This window comes from Mediterraneibacter butyricigenes, from assembly GCF_003574295.1.
GTDB lineage: Bacteria > Bacillota > Clostridia > Lachnospirales > Lachnospiraceae > Mediterraneibacter_A > Mediterraneibacter_A butyricigenes.
In genome coordinates this window covers 1,915,875-1,938,368 of sequence record NZ_BHGK01000001.1, presented here as the reverse complement: position 1 = coordinate 1,938,368, position 22,494 = coordinate 1,915,875, and the positions used below count along the sequence as shown (strand labels likewise).

Sequence of the window (22,494 nt, the reverse complement as noted above, 5' to 3'; positions counted from 1 at the left end):
CCAAATATAGCACATTTCCTGCCAATTTGGAATAAAATCTGTCTAGAGTTCATACTTAATTCACTTTCTCATGCAATTACAGCAGCGGGGACAGCAATCTGGAGAACTGTTCTTTTGCCCGGATCATCATATTTCTCTGGTCATAGATATTTCGGGTGATCTGAGTGCATTTTTCAATATCCTGTTCAAACGCCCGCTCTAACCGCTGCACTGTTCGCTCACTGTAGATCACGGCATTTACCTCGAAATTCAGTTCAAAACTCCGAATATCCATATTCGCCGTTCCCACGCTTCCCACCATACCGTCTACGCACAGTGTTTTTGCATGCAGAAATCCGTTATTATAGACATAACATTTTGCTCCGGCTGCCACCATTTCTCCCAAATAGGAGTATGTTGCCCAGTAAACAAAAGGATGATCCGGCTTGGACGGAATCATAATCCGCACATCAATTCCAGACCGGCTGGCGATCTGAAGAGCATTGAGAATCGACTCATCCGGGATAAAATAAGGCGTCTGCAAATAAATGTGATGCTTGGCACTGTGGATCAGTTGCAGATAGTTGTCGTGGATCGTCTTGGTCTTGGAATCCGGCCCACTGGAAATCACCTGCACCAGATCATGCCCGTTCCGCTGATAGGTCGGCAGTTCAAACAGATGATCCTCCAGGAACAGATTTTCTTTGGCCGCATAATTCCAGTCCAGAACAAACCGTACTGCCAGAGTCGTCACGGCGGATCCTTCGATGCAAAGATGCGTGTCTCGCCAGTAGCCGAACTTCTTGTCCCGTCCAATGTACTCCCGTCCAATATTAAATCCACCGACGAATCCGACTCTTCCATCGATCACCACGATCTTCCGGTGATTCCGGTAATTCACACGAAGCTGTAACTGCCCTAACAAAGCCGGGAAGAATTCCGCCACCAGGATTCCCTCCTTTTCCAGTCGTTCCCAGTCACGGTTTCTCATAGTCCGACATCCCATACTGTCAAACAAGATCCGCACCTCTACGCCTTCTCTTGCTTTCTGAATCAGTGCCTTTTCGATGGTCTGCCAAAGCTCATCATTCTTGATAATGTAATATTGCATGTGAATGTAATGCTGTGCTGCATAGATCTCCCGGAGTAATGCTTCAAATTTCTTTCTTCCATCCGTATAAATCTGCACATCATTATTGTCTGTCAGAACCGCCTCGCCGGCTTCCAGATTGTACAGGATCAATCCCCGGAACCTCTCCATCGCAGGATTTGCAAGTCGCAACTGCCTGCGGTAAATATGTTCTTCCTGCCGTCTGACGGCATATTTCAACTCTCCTTCGATCTCCTTCATCTTAAACATATGACTCTTATGAAAATCCTGCCCGATGATCAGATACAGAACAAATCCGAGAATCGGAATAAAATAAAGGACCAGAAGCCAGGTCCACACCGTCTGCGGGGATCTTCTCTGGAAAAATATGATCAAAAGTGACAATAAAATATTGATAATCAGCAGATGTTCCATGGTAAACTGGTAACTCTGCACAAAAACATTTGCAATTGCTGTCAGCATACAAAAACTCCCTCACTTGATATTCTCGTATTATACGTCATGTTTTCCAAATCGGCAACCCCTGCATGTACTTATTCTCTTGCACTTCAAGGGAAAGAATGATACAATGTTATCTATGTGAAAAAGATTTGTAGGAGGGTATTTTCGTGAGTAAATTGACTATCGTATTACTTGTGATATTAGTCGTTCTGATTATCGCGACCGTTGTCCTTTATTTTCTCGGAAAGAAAATGGAGAAACGTCAGGCAGAACAGCAGGAACAGATGGAAGCTACCAAGCAGAACATGTCCATGCTGGTTATCGATAAGAAGAAGATGAAGTTGAGAGATGCCGGATTTCCTGCCTTTGTGATGGAAAGCGTACCAAAATATATGCGTCGTTCCAAGGTTTATGTTGTAAAGGCAAAGGTCGGACCGAAGATTATTTCTTTCATGTGCGACAGAGAAGTCTTCGATGTCATTCCGGTCAAGAAAGAAGTCAAAGCAACCGTAAGTGGTATCTACATTTCCGGTGTACGCGGTGTGAGAGGTTCTCTGGATACTCCGCCGGAGAAAAAAGGCTTCTTCTCCAGATTTAAAAAATCCAAATAATTTCTATTGACAATTTCATGAATCTATGTAAAAGAAAAGACATCAACCAGAGATGCTGGTCGATGTCTTTTTCTTTTCCCGTCGCAACTTTTTGCGGTTACTTTATTTCTTTTTCCTTCCAAACTATAAGAACGGAACCCGCTTTGCTTCTTTAAGTATAGTCAAGGAAATAAAGAGATATAGTTCCCTCACCGCAAAAAGATTGCGTAAGGGAACATCCGAAGCCCCAGTACTTCCTGAGAGCAAGCATAGGCGCCGCTCGAAGGGCATCTCTCTAAGGGGCGAAGGCAAGCGTACGCGGTTCCCGTCGCAACTTTTTGCGGTACCTTTTATGCCAGCGAAAATTTCCCGCTGTCTTTTGACGTAATCTGCATACGGATCTCGCATTCCGCCATCGGCTCATGATTCACATCCAACTGGTAATCCACTGCAATGTGGATATGATCCTCTGTCATATCGATATCCATACGGGTCGTATCTACTCCCAAAAGCATCTGCCCGTAAGGAGTTCCGTAATACGTCAGATTCTTTTTATTTTTCTCAAAAATCATATGCGCATTGGTTGCGCCTGTCTTGGAAATCTCAAGCAGGTCTTCTCCGGTAATCTTGATCCGGTTCTTAATCACATCCTGCAGACTTCCCTCTACCGGTTCCTCATACATCACATAATGTTTGCCGTTCTTATAATAATAGCTGGCGGGCACGATCACTTCGATCGGCTCCTGCTCATCGGACGGATTCATCATATCCGTATGTAGTCCGGAAATACTCACCAGTACATCCTTCTTCATTACCTGTTCCCACCATTTCTTTTCACTAATATTCTTCAATCTGAATCACTCTGGTCGATTCGATATCAAAAGGCATTACAGAATTGGCAAAGCTTTTGAACTTCTCCGCCGCGTCACTGACATAGAATTCACAGTGTCCCTGACTGGTCTGTGGATTTTCCATATCCTGCTCTTTTAAGATCTTCTTCAGATCCATCGCCGTCTCATAGGCCGGATTAACGATCTGGATATTGTCTCCCATGTATGTTCGGATCCGGGAGCGCAAAAGCGGATAGTGGGTACAGCCCAGGATCATGGTATCAATCTCCGATCCCCTCATGGAACTGAGATAATGATCAATGATCTCACCTGTCACTGCATGATCTTTAAACCCTTCTTCAACCAATGGTACAAACAGCGGACAGGCTTTCTCCTGAACGGTAACGTCCGACTTCATCTTCTGGATCTCTTTGGTGTAAACATGGCTGTGTACCGTTGCATCCGTCCCGATCACACCGATCTTTCCGTTGTGTGTCGCCTCTACCGCTGCTCTTGCCCCGGGAACGACCACGCCGAGGAGCGGAACATCAAACTCGTCCCTTACCGCATCCAAAGCCAGCGCACTGGCGGTATTGCAGGCAATCACGATTGCTTTGACCTCCTTGGTCAGAAGGAACCGAATGATCTGTTCGGAAAACCGGATAATATTCTCTTTTGATTTGCTTCCGTAAGGCACACGTGCCGTATCACCGAAATAGACGATATTTTCCTCAGGAAGTTGACGGGTGATCTCACGGACCACCGTAAGACCACCCACTCCTGAATCGAATACCCCAATCGGCGCATTCTTTTTACACTCCATAAAATCCCCCAGATTTTTATCGAAATGATGTTAACTGATATTCTGTAAATTACAGTGCCAGTATTTTGGAAATCTCGTACTGATACTGTGGAATTCCTTTGTTCATCTTCAGCGCTTCGTCAATATCAAAGTCTACGTATTCACCGTGGCGATATCCTACGACACGGTTGGACTTTCCTTCCAGAAGCAGATCAACTGCTTTAGATCCCATAATAGAAGCATACATTCTGTCTTTACATGTCGGGCTTCCACCACGTTGCATGTGTCCCAGGATGGTTGCTCTTGTCTCGATGCCTGTTGCAGTTTCGATTCTCTTAGCAAGATTGATAGAATCTCCAACACCTTCTGCATTGATGATGATGTAATTCTTCTTTCCTCTTCTCATGCTCTCTTTGATATCTTCGATCAGTTCTGCCTCGTCATAGTCGTGCTCTTCCGGAAGAAGAATACGCTCTGCACCGTTGGCGATACCACACCACAATGCCAGATATCCTGCATCACGTCCCATTACCTCGATGATACTGCATCTCTCATGGGATGTAGAAGTATCACGAACCTTATCGATTGCTTCCATCGCAGTATTGACTGCGGTATCGAATCCGATTGTATATTCTGTACAAGCGATATCCAGGTCGATGGTTCCCGGAACACCGATTGTATTGACTCCAAGGCTGGCCAGTTTCTGTGCTCCACGGAAAGATCCGTCTCCACCGATTACTACCAGTCCGTCAATTCCATATTTTTTACAGATTGCTGCTGCCTTCTGCTGACCTTCTTCTGTCATCATTGACTTACAACGAGCGGTCAGAAGTGTTGTACCACCTCTCTGAATGATGTCTGCCACATCTCTTGCGCTCATATCAATGATCTCTTCTTTTAAAAGTCCGTGGAATCCTCTTCTGATTCCTCTTACCTTTACGCCCTTAGATAAAGCTGTTCTTACAACTGCTCTGATTGCTGCATTCATTCCAGGTGCGTCTCCACCACTTGTCAGTACTCCGATTGTCCTGATCTGGTTTTCTCTGTCTTCTGCTGCCATCTTTTTACCACCCTTTCTCACACTGATGTTCTTCCTGTGTTTCGAATACAAAAGGCTGCCATGAATTCCCTTTGCTTCTCGCCTGCGTCGTTTTATCGTTGTAAATTTAACGCTTCACTTATTCTACTCTATTTATCAGAGCTTTTCAACTGGTTTTTCCACCACTTTTACACGCTTTTCTCCCAGTAAATTTGTAAGTCTGCTCAAAATCCCCGGTTCAATTCGGACATTCCAGTTCCGCGGAAGTCGTTTGATCGCCCGTTCCGCCTGACAATAGATCACAACCGTATCCAAACCGTCAGAATCTGCCAGATATCCATTTAAGATCTCTGCATTGTTCAGATATTCCTCTTTGCTCGGAAATTGCAGCCACAATTCTTTCTTCACATGGTCAAACGGAATGATCGTCTCGCAGATCAGCTTGCTGGCTTTTTCATCTTCTTCGGACACTTTTCCCCGAATGAAAACCTTATGATCGATCTCCAGTTCTTCCCGGTTCTTTTCATAATCCCTTGGGAATACCACCACTTCCACCGTCCCAAGCAGGTCTTCTACCGTCAAAAATGCCATGGTCTGGTTGTTCCTCGTCTGTTTGATGGTCTTGTCGGTGATCATGCCTCCGATCTGTTCTTTGGCTCCATCCCTCACTTTGGTATGCCCCAGTTCCTCATCAAACTGGAAATCTGCCGTAGTCGCAGAGATTCCGTTTTTCCACCGCTGTTCATACTCTTCCAGCGGATGCCCTGAAATATACACTCCCAGCACTTCTTTTTCAAAGGCCAGCTTCATTTCTTTAGAATATTCTCCCACATCCGGCAATTGAATCTCATATTCTTTCTTATCTTCCTCCGATACCAGGTCAAACAGTGACATCTGACCACTCATGGAATATTTTTTCTCCTGAGTCACATGTTCTACAATCTGGAGATAAATACTCATGAACTGCTTTCTGGTTCCCGGAAGACTGTCCAACGCTCCTGCCTTGATAAAATTCTCAATGCAACGCTTGTTCACCGCGTCTTTCACGACCATACGTTCCACAAAATCCTGCAGATTCCGGAATGTTCCAAAGGATTCCCGTTCCTCTACCAGTGCCTCGATGACCGGACGTCCGATGCCCTTAATAGCCGCCAGTCCGTACCGGATATTCCCGCCGTCCACCGAGAAATTCCCCACTCCCTCGTTGATATCCGGTGGCAGAATAGAAATGCCCATCTGTCGACAACTGTAAATATATTCTGCCACTTTCGACGGATTTTCAATCACAGATGTCATCAGCGCCGCCATAAATTCTACCGGATAATAATATTTCAGATAAGCGGTCTGATAGGAAACCACTGCATAAGCCGCCGCATGGGACTTATTGAAGGCATATTTGGCGAAATCAATCATTTCGTCATAAATCTTGTTTGCAATCTTCTCATCAATTCCATTTGCCACACAGCCCGGCACGCCCATTTCTTCATTTCCATACACGAAATTCTTGCGCTCTTCCTGCATCACATCCCCTTTTTTCTTGGACATGGCACGGCGCAGGAGATCGCTTCGTCCCAGCGTATATCCCGCCAGATCCCGCACGATCTGCATGACCTGTTCCTGATAAACGATACAACCGTAAGTCGGCGACAGGATGGGCTCAAGCTGCGGGCAGTCGTAAGTGATCAGCTCCGGATGATCCTTTCCTTTGATGTACTGCGGAATGAAATCCATCGGGCCCGGACGGTACAGGGAAATTCCAGCGATAATATCTTCCAGACTCTGAGGTTTCAGTTCTTTCATGAAACTCTTCATCCCTGCGCTCTCCAACTGGAACACACCGTCCGTCTTTCCCGTTCCGATGGAATCCAGCACTGCTTTATCATTATAATCAATGTCCATCATATCCAGTGGAAGCTTGCAGTCTCCCCTTGCATTTACCAACTTCTGCGCATCCTGGATCACAGTCAGCGTCCGAAGTCCTAAGAAATCCATCTTCAACAGGCCCAATTCTTCCAATGTGGTCATGGTAAACTGGGTCGTGACAGAACCATCCGAAGATCTGGAAAGCGGTACAAAATCATCCAGAGCCCTCTGACCGATCACCACGCCCGCTGCATGCATAGAAGAATGTCGCGGCAGGCCTTCCAGTCGTTTGGACATATCGATCAGCTGTTTCACCTGTTCGTCATTTTCATACAGCTTTCGCAGATCATTGCTGGCTTTTAACGCTTTATCAATCGTCATATTCGGTTCCTGTGGAATCATTTTCGCAATGGAATCCACAAATGCGTAAGGCAGGTCCATGACACGCCCCACATCCCGGATCACACCCCGGGCTGCCAGTGTACCGAAGGTCACGATCTGAACCACCCGGTCTTTTCCGTATTTTCTTACCACATAGTCGATCACTTCCTGCCGTCTTTCGTAGCAGAAGTCCACGTCGATATCGGGCATGGAGACTCGCTCCGGATTCAGGAAACGCTCAAACAGCAATTGATAACGAATCGGGTCAATGTTAGTGATTCCCAGACAGTATGCCACGATACTTCCCGCAGCCGAACCTCGTCCCGGCCCCACCGCGATTCCATTGTCCCTGGCATACTTGATGAAATCCCACACAATCAGGAAATAGTCCACGTAACCCATGTTGGTGATCACATCCAGCTCATATTTCAGTCGTTCCTTCAGAGAATCTTCCACGACTCCGTTTTCATCACCATACCGCTCCACCAGACCGTCTTCACACATCTTCGTCAGATATTGCAGGGAAGTCAGTCCATCCGGCACATCATATTTCGGGAGTTTCGTCACGCCAAACTCAATCTCTACATGGCAGCGATCCGCGATCTTCTGGGTATTTCCCAGTGCCTCTTGCGCATAAGGAAACAGTTCTGACATTTCCTCCGGGGATTTCACATAATACTGACCACCCTCATAGCGCATCCGGTTCTCATCGCTTAATTTTTTGCCTGTCTGAATACACAGTAAAATATCATGAGCGGTGGCATCCTCTGCATAGGTATAATGTACGTCATTGGTTGCAACCAGCGGAATATCCAGTTCTTCCGACATGCGGATCAGCATCGGATTGACCTGTGCCTGTTCCTCGATTCCATGATCCTGCAATTCCAGGAAGAAATTGCCTTTTCCGAAAATCTCTTCGTATTCTCTGGCTGTCTTTCGTGCCTCATCATAGAGTCCTTTCACCAGGTATCGCGGAATCTCCCCAGCCAGGCAGGCACTTAATGCAATGATTCCCTCGTGGTATTCCCGCAGAACTTCCTTATCCACACGGGGTCTGTAATAATATCCTTCCACAAATCCCTTGGAAACAATCTTCATCAGATTTGCATAACCCTGATTATTCTCCGCCAGAAGTACCAGGTGATAATAGCGATCCTCTCCGCCGGTCGTCTCCCGGTCAAATCTGGAGTTCGGAGCCACATAGACCTCGCAGCCAAGGATCGGATTGATCCCCTGCTTTCTTGCCTCCCGATAGAAATCGATCACGCCGTACATCACTCCGTGATCCGTGATCGCTGCCGCATTCATCCCCAGTTCTTTGACTCTGGCCACATATTCTTTGATTTTATTGGAGCCGTCCAACAGACTGTATTCTGTATGGACATGTAAATGTGCAAAATCCATGTAATTTCTCCCTTGTATACAAAAAGAAGAGCCCCGCACTCACCCGGATCACCGGATCGTGCAAAAGCTCTCCAAAGCATCGTCTGACGAACTGCCTTATCCTCTCATGATGAAATCGATCAGTTTGTCTACATCTTCTTTTTCATGTGCGATCAGTTCCAGTTCCGGAATCTCACCATTTGAAAAAATATTTGCTAAAGAAACATACTGGGAAAGTTTGGATTTCAGATTCAAACGATCTCCCTCGCCCGTTACTAATTCTACTTTTCCTTTACACTCATCGATTACCTTAAACAATCCCTCTACGTCCGTAATATTCTGTACTTTCATTTTCTTTTCTCCTTTCTCTTCTTTTTCCTCTTCCATTATATCCAATCTGGATTGAATTGCAATCTTTTTTTCTTTCCGATCTGCAATTTTGCCATTTTTTTACTTTTCGGTTTACCTGCGCACAATTTTTCCGTCAGTAATCACAATCTTACCGGCTTTCATCAATCGTCCCACCGCACGTTTAAATGCTGCTTTGCTCATTCCCAACTCTGCCTTGATCCGCTCCGGATCCGCCTTATCGGTAAACGGTAAGCTGCCGCCCCGTTTTTCCATTTCTTTTAAGATCTTGTCCGCATCCTTTTCCATCTGCTGCGGAATCCGGTCTCTCACACTCAAATCCAGCTTTCCGTCTGCCTTCACAGCGGTGACTCTGGCCTGCACTCTGGTTCCTACGGTCAGATTTCCATAGACTTCCTTCTTCGGAATTCTTGCAGAATACTGGTCATCCACCGCCACAAATACCCCGAATTCCCGACTGGTATCGTAAACAATTCCGGTCACCTGATCTTCTTTCTTATAAGGAGAATCGGTTCGGAGCAGCGGATAGACTTTCATAGTCGCGCAAAGCCGTCCGCTCTTGTCCTCATAAAGACTCACCAGACAAGAATCTCCTTTTTTCACTTCTGCGGTCTGCTCTTTAAATGGAAGCAACAGATCTTTTTCCAGCCCCCAGTCCAGAAACGCCCCGATTTTTCCGGTATCCACTACGGTCAGCACTTTCAGTTCCCCCAGAGTGATCTTCGGCTCGTTCGTCGTCGCAATCAGACGGTCACTGGAATCCCGATAAAGAAAGACTTCTACCGGATCCCCCGGCTCTACTCCTGCCGGAACCTGTTTGGCCGGAAGCAACACCTTCTCTTTGTCACTGCCGAGATACACTCCGAACTCCACTTTTTTTACTACAGTCAGTACCTGTTTTTCTCCTAATTTCATCTTTCTTTATTTCCTCCGTTCTTCCGTTTCCTTGTTTCTTCTTTTCTCTTTTTATATTTCCGGATTTTCTTTCTTCATTTTTTGTCTGCTGACATTTTCTATAACGCTTCTTCTTGCGGAAGTGATCCTCTGACTTCGATCACCGCATAGACCTGATTCTCTTCATTTTCCAGTACGACGGTCCAGACTCCGTCTTCTGCTGCCACTTTCGGATAAATGATATCTCCCAGGACTGCGGATTTTTTATATTCCACCCGAAGTCTTCTGATTTCCAGGTCTCTTGGCAAATAATCCATCGCCATCTGCACATACTGACAGTTATTGACATGTTCATTGGTATCAATGTGATGCTTCCGCACCGGGAATGACTCCCGCTCTTCTAACCTTTCCGGAACTGCTACTTTCCGGCTCTCGATCTTCATATCCAATGCCGGTTCGATTCCGTAAGCATCTGCCTCCTCTTTCGGCAGTCGCACCGGACGGCCTTTCATCATGTCCATGTAGACCCAGACCGCATAAGCCTTTGCCAGCTCTTCGCCTTCCTCTGTCTTCATCAGAAAGTTTCGATAGCCTAAAAATTTCTGAAAATCTGTTGCAAAAGTTCCAACCTGCACCCGCTCACAGAGTTTTGGGTATCGTGTGATCTCCACCTGCCAGTAAGACAGGATCCACGCCCGATTCTTCGCCATCAGTTCCTTATGTCCCATTCCCACATCCTCGGAATGAAAGGTACTGCAATCCTGAAAATAATTGATCAGTGCCGGTAAGGTCAGCTGATCTCTGTGATCTATTTCACTGTATCGGATTCTTCCGTTAAATGTATACATCTGTTTTCCTCGTTTCTCTTTTATGTACAATACACGCTTACTAATCTGTTTTATTCGCTGCGTGCAACCCATGCATTATTTTATCTTCTTGACTCGCATACGTCACGCATTTTCTATCTTTTCACTGTGCACAGCTCATGTAGTCAATCTTTATCCGCACAGTTCTTATTCTTTATTTCTCATTCTCACCCATCTTCGGTGTTTCCGCTTCCTGTGCACTCACATAGCTGTGTTCCACCGTGATCACGCACTGATACCGCGGATCAATCTTCTGCAGGCCATCGATCAGTTCGTATTGCAGGCGTTCTTTCACCTCATCGCTGTACCGGAACGGCACCACCATATCAAAAATAATATTGATCTGTTCTTCTCCGTTGACTACCCGCAGATCATGGATACTGGAATCCGGATCCAGCTTTTTCAGCAATTCTTCCACCTGTCCCCGAATCATCAGTACCTGCTGGTCTTTCGTCTCGATGGGATCCATATGGATCACCAGAAAAATCCCCAGTTCTTCCATGGCTTCCCGTTCAATCCGGTCAATGATTTCATGGGAAGTCTCAATATTCACATCATTCGGCACTTCTGCATGGATACTCGCCATACTGCGGTTCGGTCCGTAATTATGTACGATCAGATCATGGGTTCCCACGATTCCCTCATATTTTTCCACATATTTTTTAATTTTCTCATAGATTTCCGGATCTACTGCCTCGCCGATCAACGGTTCCAGCGTGTCTTTTGCAATCGAAAATCCTGCCCACATTACGACCAGTGCCACGCCCAGACCCACGAAGGCATCAATATTTACACCAGTCAGGCCATAGACGATCAACGACAAAATCGTTGCCGATGTCGTAATCACGTCTCCCATGGAATCGGCAAATACCGCCATCATCACCTTGGACTGAATTTTCTCCCCCAGTTTCCGGTTAAATACACCCAGCCACAGCTTCACCCCAATGGACAACAGCAAGATTGTAATCGAAATTGCCTGAAAATGCAGGGTCTCCGGATGCCAGATCTTGGAAAAAGAGTCCTTTAAAAAGGTAAAGCCCACTTCCATGACCAGAAATGCCACGATCAGAGCCGCGATATATTCCATTCGTCCGTGTCCGAAAGGATGCTCCTCATCTGCCGGTTTTTCAGCCATTTTGACTCCGATAAAACTGATGATAGAAGATCCTGCATCCGACAGATTATTAAACGCATCCGCCGTGACCGACACACTGTGCAGCACCAGTCCCAGGATCAGCTTCATCCCAAACAAAAATACATTGCAAAAGATGCCGACCACACTGGCCAGCACTCCATAGGCCGTGCGGACAGACACCTTTTCCACCGCTTCATGATTCTTTATAAAATGTGTTACCAAAAATTCTGTCATTTGTGTTTCTCCGTTCTTTTCAAACCGAACAATCATGGCATCCTTATCTGTTCCAGAATATAACTCTTCGCTTTCACAGGTTTTCCTGTGGTAATCCACTCATATTCTTCTTCTGTTACCACCTGTTTCAGATTTTCTTTCCCCTGTTTCGGTACGATTTTGCAGGTACCGTCCAGAAAACACAGATTCGGATAAAGCACACACCACCAGTTATGTCCTTTCGCCTGCCCGATCTCAATGCGCAGTGCCTCATAGTTTCCCGCCGGAAATGTCAGGTCTCCGTAAGTTTTCTGTGGAAAATAGCAGGTCGTCACCGCCGTCTGTACCGTCGTCTTTTCTCCTGCATCTTCCAGAATCAGCTCGCTGAGTTCCGTAATTTCCTGTGTATGGGAGCGCATCCATTCTCTAGTCTCCTCTCCCGAAAGGCCTTCCGGAATCGTCTGTTCCATCCAGTCCAGGACCCCTTCCTTCACCTGCACTTTTAGTTCCTGGTCTTTGACACTGTCGCTGTTTGCCAATATATGAAACCGCAGGACTTCTTTTGCCAGATGTTCCTGCAGTTCCTGCTCCTGTATTCTTTTTGCTTCACCGAGCTGTGCGTTGAACAACCCGGTCAGCAGATATCCGGTCAGAATCGCGGTCAGGATCAGAACAGGCCCGATCATAAATTCCTTTTTTCTCATACTATGTAACTCCTTTCCATCTTCTGGTAGGAGTATGCACAAAATCATGCCCGTCTAAACCATTCCCGTATTCTTATTTTTTATGTCGGATCATTTCCAGCATCACATCCACCTGGTTTCCGATATGGCGGTCGATCAGCTCTGCCGCCTCGCTCTGATCCTTTCTGGTAATCCGATCAATGATCTGCTGGTGTTCTTCCAGAAGCTGCGGATGGTACTCTTCCCGCTTCAGATATTCCAACCGATACCGGTACATTTGCTCTCTTAGACTGTTCAAAAGCTGAATCAGGCGGTCATTTCCCGTAGATTTGAAAATCACATCGTGGAATGCTTCGTCCGCTTCCGCAATCTTCGTAATATCCTTTTCACTCAGAATCTTCTGAAAAGCATCGGCTGCATCCTTTAATTCCTGGATCTCTTCTTCCGTGATCCGCTCGCAGGCCAGCTTTACTGCCAGTTCTTCCAGTGCTCTTCTTACCTCCAGCACATCCAGCATATTTTTTTCTGTAATTTCTGCCACTTCCGCACCCTTTCGCGGAATCATTAATACCAGACCTTCCAGCTCCAGTTTGCGGATTGCTTCCCGGATCGGAGTCCGGCTTACCCCCAGCTTATTGGCAAGCTGGATCTCCATCAGGCGTTCGCCGGGTTTTAATTCTCCGCGGAGAATGGCCTGGCGTAGTGTATTAAATACTACATCTCTTAATGGAAGAAACTCATCCATTTTCACTTCAAATTTTGGTTCCATACTATGATCTCCTCACTCCATGTACATTCGTCACATAGACCTGTCTTGCGTATCCAAGTTTCCGGAGCTTTCTGGCTGCTTCTTTCGCCTTTGAACGTTCTTTATAGATGCCGAATACGGTAGGACCGCTTCCGCTCATCAATGCGTTCAATGCTCCGTTTTCTTTCATCACCTGTTCAATCTGTCCGATCACCGGGTATTTTTCTCCGGTTACTTCTTCCAGAACATTTCCCATCGATGCTGCCACGGCTTCCAAAGATCCCTTCTTCAGCCCATCGATGATTCCGTCGATATCCGGATGCTTCAGATCCGGTTTTGCGTCAATTGCTTCATAAACTTCCTTTGTGGAAACACTGATCGGCGGTTTTGCCACCAGGATTGTACACTTCGGCATTGCCGGAAGTGTGGTCAGCTCCTCACCGATTCCCTCTGCCAGTACGGTTCCTCGCATAATACAGTACGGTACATCTGCCCCCAGGGTAACGCCTCGATCCATCAGTTCTTTCTGGCTCAGTCCCAGATCGTACATCCGGTTCATTCCAAATAAGACGGCTGCCGCATTGGTACTTCCGCCGGCCATCCCTGCTGCCACCGGAATATATTTCTGCAACTGGATCTCCATCCCGCCTTCTAAATGAAATTCTTCCATCAGAAGTGCCGCTGCCTTGTAAGCAATATTATTCTCATTTACCGGCAGAAAATGCAGGTTGGTGGAAAGAGTGATCCCCGGCTCCTTTGTCTTTTTCAGAGTCACCTGATCATACAGATAAATGGACTGCATGATCATCTTTACGTCATGATATCCATTTTCCCTTCTTCCCAGTACATCCAGACCGAGATTAATCTTTGCCAATGCTTTGAGTCTCATCTCATTTTTCATGAATTGTTTTCCCCTTGTACTTTGTATACAGTATTATCTGTTTCAAGTATACCCTACTCCACTTTTAAATTCAACCCCGCATGCCTTATATTTCGCTATTTTCCGCCTATTTTTTCTTAATAAGGACAGTTCTTTCCGTTTCCGGTGCTTTCAATAAAGGATCAGTTTTTCTCCCTTTTCAAGTTCTTCCCGTTCCATTCCATTTACCGCTTTGATCTTTTCCTCTGTAGTCTGATAACGCTTCGCCAGATCCCACAGGGTATCTCCCTCCTTTACGATATAGCCCACGATTCCCGGGCGCCGTTCCATTTCTTCCCTGGTAAATGGGGTAAGATCTACTTCGCGCAATACTTTTTGCTGTGTTCTCGTCCTGATCAGTGCGTCAAACGATAAGACTGCTTTCACTTCCACATTCTGCCCACCAAGAAGTCCGAAAGAAATCTGTTCTACACCCGGAGAAATATGGTAACAGAGTTCTTCTTCCTGTTTCGGGCACTCCAACAGATAGGAAAACGGCACCATTCCCGACCAGGAAGCAAACGGCATCTCATCCTCCGCTTTCAGATACAGGAAATTCAAATACAGAATTCCTTCTATATAAATTCCTTCCTCCATCACCTTCGTCTGTTCCATCTGGATCGAGCCATCCCCATGACAGATCTGCAATGTTCCCTCGCCCAGTTCCGGCAGTAGTAACTCCTCTTCCAGTTTGTATTGCAGCTGATTCCGAATCAAGAGTTGTTCGTAGATTCCATCTGTAGTTTTCGTCTCGCAGTACATCCCCGGTGCATACACATCTTCCACCAGTTCCATCTTGGTTTCTTCATACAGACAGATTTGCAGAAAAAGCGTGCCTTCCACTCCGACTACACGCATTTCTCCATCCTCATCCATCCGCACTTCCAGCGAAACATCCCGCAGTTCGCTGGAAATCTGATCGATCATCCCTTCTTTTGCCCCGCTGACTTCCACTTTCCCTTCATAAGGTACTCGCTGTTCGCTCCAGTCCGTCTTGCCTTCCTCCGAAAGATACAGACAGAAAACCGAAAGTTCCCCTTTCAGTTGCAGTTCCTCTTCCAGAATCCGGATAGAAAGACTACGGCAATCCACATCCCCATATAGAATCTGCCCGATATTTTCCTTCGTTTTCGGAAGTTTCATTTCCTCTTTGATCCGATACCGGTCTTTCTGGGACACCTTCAGTTCCAGAACGGATCCCGCCTTCTTTTTACAGCACAGGTTCTGATCTTCCGGCACTCCCACGGTCAACTCTTCTTCCTTCATCAGATCCCGGAATACCTGCAATTCCACCATAACTCTCAGGCTGAGTTTTCGTGAATGAATCAGCCCCGGTGTAAATTCCAGACGACTGACCCGAATCTGCTGCAATTCCTGACCTTCTTCTCCTTCCTCTTCCAGATAAATCATCTCTTCGAACGGAAGACTTCCTTCCAGAAATGCCGGAAGCGGTTCGGCATGATCCGGCAGATAAACGATCCGGTAGAAAATTTTTCCGCTCACTTTCACATAAGCTTCTGCCCTTGAAGTATCCTCGATCCGCACCTCTCCCTTTCCCAGCAAAATCCGCCGGACATCCTCCTTACTGTCCGGCACATTGAACTCTTCATCTATATAGAACTGATCCACCACCGTCTTTTTCATTTCCAGACCTCGAATCCGTCTTGTCTCTAATTCCATCTCTGACTCCCTTCTTTTACTTACCCTTTCCCGATATTTTCCTTTTATCGTCCTTTCCGTTTCCCGGCTTTCCCCATTCGAATTTCTCTCGTTCTTCCGGCTTTACTGCAGATCTCTCAACACATTTTCCGATGCTCATGCACCGCATCTAGGCGCGAACTGTGCAGGGTTCCGCATCTTTTTCCGGTCACTTCGCCTCACTCAAATCTGCAGGGTTTCTCCGTCGTTTCCAACTTTACCACCACATACGGACTGGTGTCGTAGTCTTTTGCTTCCTCCTGATTTGCCGGGCCTTTCAACGTGGTACGAAATACAATCTCGTCCTCCGTCTCATACAGCGCATCGACTACCACGCTGAACCCGGTGGTTTTCTGAGTTCCATAGCCGCGGATCAGATAGAGATACCCCTGATCCGACCAGGTCAGTTTCATCGCTTCTTTTTTATGTGCTTCAATCTGGCTTTTTACTTCTTCCGGCAGATCTGCTTCTTTCACCACCGTAAAATCCAGTTCTTTTCCTTTTTCTTTCTTCTCCGATACGGAAATGCATCCGGTCAGAGTCAAAGCCATAAGAAAAAGGATCAGACACATTCCGGCTTTTTTCCTTTTCATTTCCCCTTTTGCCCTCCCCGGTATTTCATTCCTATAAATATGTAAAAAATGCCGAAAATATGCCATATCGCGCTTCGGATGTCCGTTGACACCCCCTCACAAAAGGATTATACTGAGGGCAGTATGATTTTTTGAGAAAAGGGGAATTTTCACATGATTCGATTTATTTTCGTCGCATTATTCCTGATCCTTTATCTGATCTGTTCCATCCCGATTTTCCTGGTCGAATGGATCATCGGAAAGATCAGCCCACAGGCCAGAGACATTTCTTCTCTGCGCATCGTTCAGTGGGGATTCAAACGGATCCTTGCCATTACCGGCGTGGAAGTAACCGTGATCGGTGAAGAAAATATTCCGGATGAGGCAGTTCTGTTCATTGGGAACCACCGCAGCTATTTTGATATTCTGCTGACCTATTCCAGATGCAAACGGCTGACCGGTTATGTGGCAAAGAAAGAGATGGAAAAGATTCCTCTTCTTTCTACCTGGATGCGGTTTGTCTACTGCCTCTTCCTGGATCGCGACAACCCGAAAGAGGGCCTGAAGACCATCTTAAAAGCCATTGATTACATCAAGAAGGGCATTTCCATCTGCATTTTCCCGGAAGGAACCAGAAATACCGGCGAGGAGCTGTCCATGCTTCCTTTTAAAGAAGGCGCTTTTAAGATCGCAACCAAGACCGGATGCCCGATCATTCCGATCTCTATGAACAACACCAGCGACATTTTTGAGAACCATATGCCGCGGATTAAAAAGGTGCATGTTGTTCTGGAATACGGAACTCCGATCTATCCAAATGAGCTGGCTCCCGAAAACAAGAAACACATCGGGGCATACTGCCAGAACATTATTCAGGAAACCATTCATAAAAATGCTGAACTGTTATAAACGCTCCGTGAAGATATGCAGGAATCCTAAAGCAAAATCTGTCAGCTTATGCTGACCGGAAACCTGCAATAAATCTCACATGCGCTTAACTTGAATCTGCTCATATAAAACGCACATAGAATAAGGAGGACACTATGAGTGCAAAAAATCTGACTCTGCTCACCGATTTCTACGAATTGACGATGATGCAGGGTTACTTTGAAAAAGAGAACACCGAAGTTGTCATTTTTGACATGTTTTTCCGCGTGAATCCGGACAATGCCGGATATTCCGTCATGGCAGGACTGGAGCAGGTCATTGATTACATCAAGAACCTGAACTTCACCTATGAAGACATTGATTATTTCCGTAAGCTGGGAATCTTCAGCAATGATTTTCTGGATTACTTAAGCGGTTTCCATTTCAGCGGATCTATTTACGCGATCCCGGAAGGAACCCCGATCTTCCCGAAAGAGCCACTGCTTAAGGTGATCGCTCCGATCATGGAAGCACAGCTGGTAGAGACAGCGATCTTAAATATCCTGAACCATCAATGTCTGATCGCCACCAAGACTTCCCGCGTGGTCTTCGCTGCTCAGGGAGACGGTATCATGGAATTCGGCCTTCGCCGTGCCCAGGGACCGGATGCCGGTCTGTACGGTGCCAGAGCTGCCATGATCGGCGGTTGTGTAGGAACTTCTAACGTACTGGCAGGCGAGCTCTTTGACGTACCGGTACTGGGAACTCATGCACATAGCTGGATCATGAGCTTCCCGGATGAATATACGGCATTCAAGGCTTATGCCGACCTTTATCCGAATGCATGTACCCTGCTGGTTGATACCTATGATTCCTTACATTCCGGTATTCCAAACGCGATCCGCGTTTTTCGTGAGATGAAAGAAGCCGGAATCGAACTGAAGAATTACGGAATCCGTCTGGACTCCGGTGACCTGGCTTATCTGTCCAAGAAAGCCCGGAAAATGTTGGACGAGGCAGGCTTCCCGGATGCCAAGATCGCCGCATCCAACGATCTGGACGAATACCTGATCCACGACCTGAAGATGCAAGGAGCCGCCATCAATTCCTGGGGAGTTGGTACGCACCTGATTACTTCCAAGAACTGCCCGGCATTTGGCGGCGTCTACAAGCTGGCCGCGATCCAGGATGAAAACGGAACCTTCGTGCCGAAGATCAAGATTTCTGAAAACACCGAAAAGATCACCAATCCTGGTAACAAGACCATTTACCGTGTCTATGACAAGGAGACCGGCAAAATGCGTGCAGACCTGATCTGTTTTGCCGATGAGACCTTTGATGAAAACGAGACTCTTGTACTCTTTGACCCGATCGACACCTGGAAGCACACCAAATTAAAGAGTGGCACTTACACCTTACGCGAACTTCTGGTTCCGGTATTTATCGACGGAAAATGTGTCTACGAATCGCCTTCCGTTATGGAGATTGCTTCTTATTGTAAAGAGCAGAAAGAGACCCTCTGGGATGAGACAAAACGTCTTTTCTATCCTCATAAAGTCCATGTGGATCTTTCCAGAAAGCTTTATGATGTGAAATCCCAATTATTAAAAGATATGAGTATGAAAGAAGAAGAATTAGAATCAAAAGGAGAGGAATAAAATCATGAAGATTATCGTATTAGCCGGAGGTTTAAGTACCGAACGTGATGTTTCTTTAACATCCAGTGCCGGAATCTGTAAAACATTAATCGAAAAAGGACACGATGCATTTCTTCTGGATGTCTTTATGGGACTTCCGGATGCACCGGAAAATCTGGAAGACGTCTTCACTCTCCCGAATCATGGACTGGAGATTGCCAAAAACATCAGCACCACAGAGCCGGATCTTGCAGCCGTCAAAGCTTCCAGACCGGATCAGTCTGACTGCTTCCTTGGCCCAAATGTCATCGAACTGTGCCGTCTGGCTGACATTACCTTCTTAGGTCTTCACGGTGGCGAAGGAGAGAACGGAAAATTACAGGCAACTTTCGATCTGTTGGGCATCCGTTATACCGGCCCGGATTCTCTGGGCTGTGCACTCGCCATGGACAAAGGCGTGACAAAAGTGATCTTCCAGCGCTGCAACGTTTCCACACCGGGCGGCGGATGGCTGTATAAGAAAGACCTCGACAAACCGTTGTCAGAGATGGGACTGTCTCTTCCGGTAGTTGTGAAACCATGCTCCGGCGGCTCCAGCATCGGTGTTTATATCGTAAATACCGAAGAAGAATACCGCGAAGCCCTGGAAAAATCCTTCCAGTATGAAGATGAACTGATCATTGAGCCTTATATCAAAGGACGGGAATTTGCCTGCGGCATCATCGACGGAAAAGCACTTCCACCGATCGAGATCATTCCGAAGACCGGATTCTTTGATTATGCCAACAAATATCAGGACGGCGGTTCCGAGGAAATCTGTCCTGCCAATATCAGTGAAGAAATCTCTCAGAAAATGCAGGAACTGACCGTTCGCGCGTTCCATGCACTGAAACTGAATGTCTACAGCCGTGCCGACTTCCTGCTGGATGAAAACGACAACCTGTACTGTCTGGAAGTCAACACCCTGCCGGGTATGACCGCAGCCAGCCTTCTTCCAAAAGAAGCGAAAGCGGTCGGTATTGAGTATGGAGATCTCTGTGAACTGATCATTCAAAAATCTCTGGAAGCACGATATCAGTAGAAGTGATGTAATTTATAAAATAGAGGACAATCGTTATGAAACATATGTCATTGAAAGAAATCGCCGTAGCCTGCGGTGGTGTCTACTACGGATCAGAAGAAGCTTATCATCAGGAAGTAACCGGCGTCGCCATTGACAGCAGGAAGGTCGAACCCGGATTTCTCTTTGTTGCCGTACGCGGTGCAAGAGTGGACGGTCATGTTTTCATTCCGCAGGTCATGGAAAAAGGTGCGCTCTGCGCCATTTCCGAAAAACGGATCGAGGAAGCTTCCTATCCCTATATTCTGGTAAATTCTTCACTTCAGGCCCTAAAGGATCTGGCAGAACATTACCGAAAATCCTTAAACATCAAAGTTGTGGGAATCACCGGAAGTGTAGGAAAGACCAGTACCAAAGAAATGATTGCTTCGGTACTGTCCCAGAAATATAAGGTTTTAAAAACCGAAGGAAACTTTAATAACGAGATCGGGCTTCCCCTGACTGTTTTCAACATTCGGGAAGAACATCAGATTGCCGTACTTGAAATGGGGATCAGCCATTTCGGAGATATGGAGCCTCTGGCAAAGATTGCCCGGCCGGACATCTGCGTCATTTCCAACATCGGACTGGCGCATATAGAAGCCTTAAAAAGCCGGGATGGAATTCTGAAAGAGAAAACTGATATGTTCCGATTCATAACCCCAAACGGTACGATTATTTTAAACGGAGATGACGATAAACTTTCCACCGTGACACAGTATAAACAGATTAAACCGATCTTTTTCGGGCTAAACGATCAGCTTGAAGTCTATGCCGACCACATTCAGAGCCTTGGCTTAAAAGGAACGGCCTGTCAGGTGCATCTGGAAGGACGCACCCTGGATCTGACGATTCCGATTCCGGGACCGCATATGGTCTACAATGCATTGGCCGGAGTCTGCGTGGGAGCGGCTCTCGGACTTTCCGACAAAGAAATCTGTCAGGGCGTTGCCAACCTGGTTCCGATTTCCGGTCGAAATAACCTGATCGAGAAACATGGCCTGACCATTCTGGATGACTGCTACAATGCCAATCCAGTCTCCATGAAAGCTTCTCTGGAAGTCCTGACCTGTGCCAATACACGGAAAGTCGCCATCCTTGGCGATATGTTTGAACTGGGCAAAGAGGAACGTTCCCTTCACCGGGAAGTGGGCGAATTTGCCGCGCAGAAAGGCATTGATCTGATCATCAGCATCGGAGAACTTTCCAAAGCAATCCATGAAGGTGCCATTTCCGTCCCGGATTTCAAGGGAACTGCATTACATTTTGACTCCAAAGATGCATTTTTTGCCGAAATGAGCAACATTATAAAAGAAAACGACACTATTTTGGTCAAAGCATCTCACGGAATGGAATTCCCGGAAATTATCGAAAGATTGTAGAACTATAAAAGTTAATGAGGTAATTTATGAGCTATGAGTTATTAGTCCTGGATCTGGACGGAACCCTTACCAATTCCAAAAAAGAAATCACGGAACCTACTAAGCGCGCACTTCTTGAAATTCAAGCAGATGGAAAGAAAGTCGTCCTGGCTTCCGGTCGTCCGGAACAGGGAGTTCTTCCGCTGGCAAAGGAACTACAATTGGAAAAATACGGCAGTTACATCCTGTCTTATAACGGCGGACGTATCCGTCAGTGCAAAACCCAGGAAATCATTTATAACAAACTACTACCGAACCGTGTCGTTAAACCGATTTACGAAATCGTGAAAAAATATCCCCGGGTGGATCTGGCCACCTACAAGAACGACACCATCCTCTCCGGTCTGACTTCCACCAAATATACAGAACTGGAATCCTTTATCAATCACATGCCGATCGTCCACCAGCCGGATTTCGGAAATGCCATCGATTTTCCGATCAACAAACTGCTGGTCACCGGAGAACCGATCGATGTGGCTCCGATCTTAAAGGAACTACAGGATACTTTCCACGGTTACCTGAATATTTATAATTCCGACCCCTGGTTCATCGAGATCATGCCCCAGAACATCGACAAGGGAAACTCCCTGAAAAAGCTGCTCTTAAGCCTGAACCTGACGGTAAATGAAATGATCTGCTGCGGAGATGGCTTCAATGACCTGTCCATGATTGAATGTGCCGGTCTTGGCGTTGCCATGGAAAATGCACAGAGCGCTCTGAAGGAGATCGCAGATTACATCACCAAGTCCAACGATAATGACGGGGTGCTGCATGTAATCAATGAGTTTATGAGGGATTAGTCCCGACACTTTTATTCCGACATCGATTTATTTTCAATAAAATGCAATCCGCCAAAGGTTGCTACGGGAACCGCTTACGCTTGCCTTATGCATTCCTTTTGCGGGAGTTAAAGTTATATTACTATAACTCGGTAGATAACTAAAAATGGTTCAC

General features: G+C 46.4%; 20 protein-coding genes. 6 read left to right on the top strand and 14 right to left on the bottom strand.

Translation table 11 applies throughout. The features are described 5' to 3' along the window. Nucleotides 1-76: 76 nt before the first annotated feature. On the bottom strand, nucleotides 77-1,504 hold the full coding sequence (cls, locus tag KGMB01110_RS09530) for a cardiolipin synthase (RefSeq protein ID WP_408631093.1): 1,428 nt from the start codon (nucleotides 1,502-1,504) through the stop codon (nucleotides 77-79). 194 nt (nucleotides 1,505-1,698) lie between these two features. Between cls and KGMB01110_RS09525 the strand changes: the two genes are divergently transcribed. Continuing rightward, complete coding sequence (locus tag KGMB01110_RS09525) at nucleotides 1,699-2,142, top strand: hypothetical protein (RefSeq protein ID WP_117603960.1); 444 nt, start codon at nucleotides 1,699-1,701, stop codon at nucleotides 2,140-2,142. Nucleotides 2,143-2,471: 329 nt separating this feature from the next. Here KGMB01110_RS09525 and KGMB01110_RS09520 read toward each other — a convergent pair whose 3' ends face one another. The 13 genes from KGMB01110_RS09520 to KGMB01110_RS09460 all read right to left on the bottom strand — a co-directional run bounded on the left by KGMB01110_RS09520 (nucleotide 2,472) and on the right by KGMB01110_RS09460 (nucleotide 16,537). Further along, nucleotides 2,472-2,933, bottom strand: a complete 462-nt coding sequence (locus tag KGMB01110_RS09520; RefSeq protein ID WP_117603961.1) for a DUF1934 domain-containing protein — start codon at nucleotides 2,931-2,933, stop codon at nucleotides 2,472-2,474. Nucleotides 2,934-2,958: 25 nt separating this feature from the next. Beyond that, nucleotides 2,959-3,774, bottom strand: a complete 816-nt coding sequence (gene murI, locus KGMB01110_RS09515) for a glutamate racemase (RefSeq protein WP_117603962.1) — start codon at nucleotides 3,772-3,774, stop codon at nucleotides 2,959-2,961. Nucleotides 3,775-3,823: 49 nt separating this feature from the next. After that, nucleotides 3,824-4,813: a 6-phosphofructokinase gene (gene pfkA, locus KGMB01110_RS09510; RefSeq protein ID WP_117604043.1), complete on the bottom strand. Its 990-nt coding sequence runs from the start codon at nucleotides 4,811-4,813 to the stop codon at nucleotides 3,824-3,826. Between the two features lie 135 nt (nucleotides 4,814-4,948). Then, entirely contained in the window at nucleotides 4,949-8,440 is a 3,492-nt protein-coding gene (locus KGMB01110_RS09505; protein ID WP_119298125.1) for a DNA polymerase III subunit alpha, read from the bottom strand. Nucleotides 8,441-8,536: 96 nt separating this feature from the next. Beyond that, entirely contained in the window at nucleotides 8,537-8,770 is a 234-nt protein-coding gene (locus KGMB01110_RS09500; RefSeq protein WP_117604044.1) for a polya polymerase, read from the bottom strand. Between the two features lie 111 nt (nucleotides 8,771-8,881). Next, nucleotides 8,882-9,703, bottom strand: a complete 822-nt coding sequence (locus tag KGMB01110_RS09495; protein ID WP_117603964.1) for a CvfB family protein — start codon at nucleotides 9,701-9,703, stop codon at nucleotides 8,882-8,884. Nucleotides 9,704-9,801: 98 nt separating this feature from the next. After that, nucleotides 9,802-10,530, bottom strand: coding sequence for an acyl-[acyl-carrier-protein] thioesterase (locus tag KGMB01110_RS09490; protein WP_117888623.1), 729 nt, complete (start codon nucleotides 10,528-10,530; stop codon nucleotides 9,802-9,804). Nucleotides 10,531-10,702: 172 nt separating this feature from the next. After that, nucleotides 10,703-11,917, bottom strand: a complete 1,215-nt coding sequence (locus KGMB01110_RS09485) for a cation diffusion facilitator family transporter (RefSeq protein ID WP_117604045.1) — start codon at nucleotides 11,915-11,917, stop codon at nucleotides 10,703-10,705. Between the two features lie 32 nt (nucleotides 11,918-11,949). After that, nucleotides 11,950-12,600 (bottom strand): stage II sporulation protein R, encoded by a 651-nt coding sequence (spoIIR, locus tag KGMB01110_RS09480; protein WP_119298124.1) that lies wholly within the window; start codon nucleotides 12,598-12,600, stop codon nucleotides 11,950-11,952. Nucleotides 12,601-12,673: 73 nt separating this feature from the next. Beyond that, entirely contained in the window at nucleotides 12,674-13,348 is a 675-nt protein-coding gene (locus KGMB01110_RS09475) for a GntR family transcriptional regulator (RefSeq protein WP_117603967.1), read from the bottom strand. Nucleotide 13,349: 1 nt separating this feature from the next. Next, entirely contained in the window at nucleotides 13,350-14,228 is an 879-nt protein-coding gene (gene ispE / locus KGMB01110_RS09470) for a 4-(cytidine 5'-diphospho)-2-C-methyl-D-erythritol kinase (protein ID WP_117888625.1), read from the bottom strand. Nucleotides 14,229-14,378: 150 nt separating this feature from the next. After that, nucleotides 14,379-15,926 carry a DUF3794 and LysM peptidoglycan-binding domain-containing protein gene (locus KGMB01110_RS09465; protein WP_117888626.1) on the bottom strand — a complete coding sequence of 516 codons (1,548 nt, stop codon included), beginning with the start codon at nucleotides 15,924-15,926 and terminating at the stop codon, nucleotides 14,379-14,381. A gap of 197 nt (nucleotides 15,927-16,123) precedes the next feature. Continuing rightward, entirely contained in the window at nucleotides 16,124-16,537 is a 414-nt protein-coding gene (locus KGMB01110_RS09460) for a protease complex subunit PrcB family protein (protein ID WP_117603970.1), read from the bottom strand. Nucleotides 16,538-16,690: 153 nt separating this feature from the next. Here KGMB01110_RS09460 and KGMB01110_RS09455 point away from each other — a divergent pair, with 153 nt between their 5' ends. From KGMB01110_RS09455 to KGMB01110_RS09435, 5 genes are all read left to right on the top strand, one after another. Next, nucleotides 16,691-17,425 (top strand): lysophospholipid acyltransferase family protein, encoded by a 735-nt coding sequence (locus KGMB01110_RS09455; protein WP_119298122.1) that lies wholly within the window; start codon nucleotides 16,691-16,693, stop codon nucleotides 17,423-17,425. A gap of 134 nt (nucleotides 17,426-17,559) precedes the next feature. Beyond that, on the top strand, nucleotides 17,560-19,041 hold the full coding sequence (locus KGMB01110_RS09450) for a nicotinate phosphoribosyltransferase (protein WP_119298121.1): 1,482 nt from the start codon (nucleotides 17,560-17,562) through the stop codon (nucleotides 19,039-19,041). 4 nt (nucleotides 19,042-19,045) lie between these two features. Continuing rightward, nucleotides 19,046-20,101 (top strand): D-alanine--D-alanine ligase family protein, encoded by a 1,056-nt coding sequence (locus tag KGMB01110_RS09445; protein ID WP_117603973.1) that lies wholly within the window; start codon nucleotides 19,046-19,048, stop codon nucleotides 20,099-20,101. A 35-nt stretch (nucleotides 20,102-20,136) separates the two neighbouring features. Then, entirely contained in the window at nucleotides 20,137-21,501 is a 1,365-nt protein-coding gene (locus tag KGMB01110_RS09440; protein WP_119298120.1) for a UDP-N-acetylmuramoyl-tripeptide--D-alanyl-D-alanine ligase, read from the top strand. 26 nt (nucleotides 21,502-21,527) lie between these two features. Beyond that, nucleotides 21,528-22,340: a Cof-type HAD-IIB family hydrolase gene (locus KGMB01110_RS09435; RefSeq protein WP_117888630.1), complete on the top strand. Its 813-nt coding sequence runs from the start codon at nucleotides 21,528-21,530 to the stop codon at nucleotides 22,338-22,340. Nucleotides 22,341-22,494: the final 154 nt, after the last annotated feature.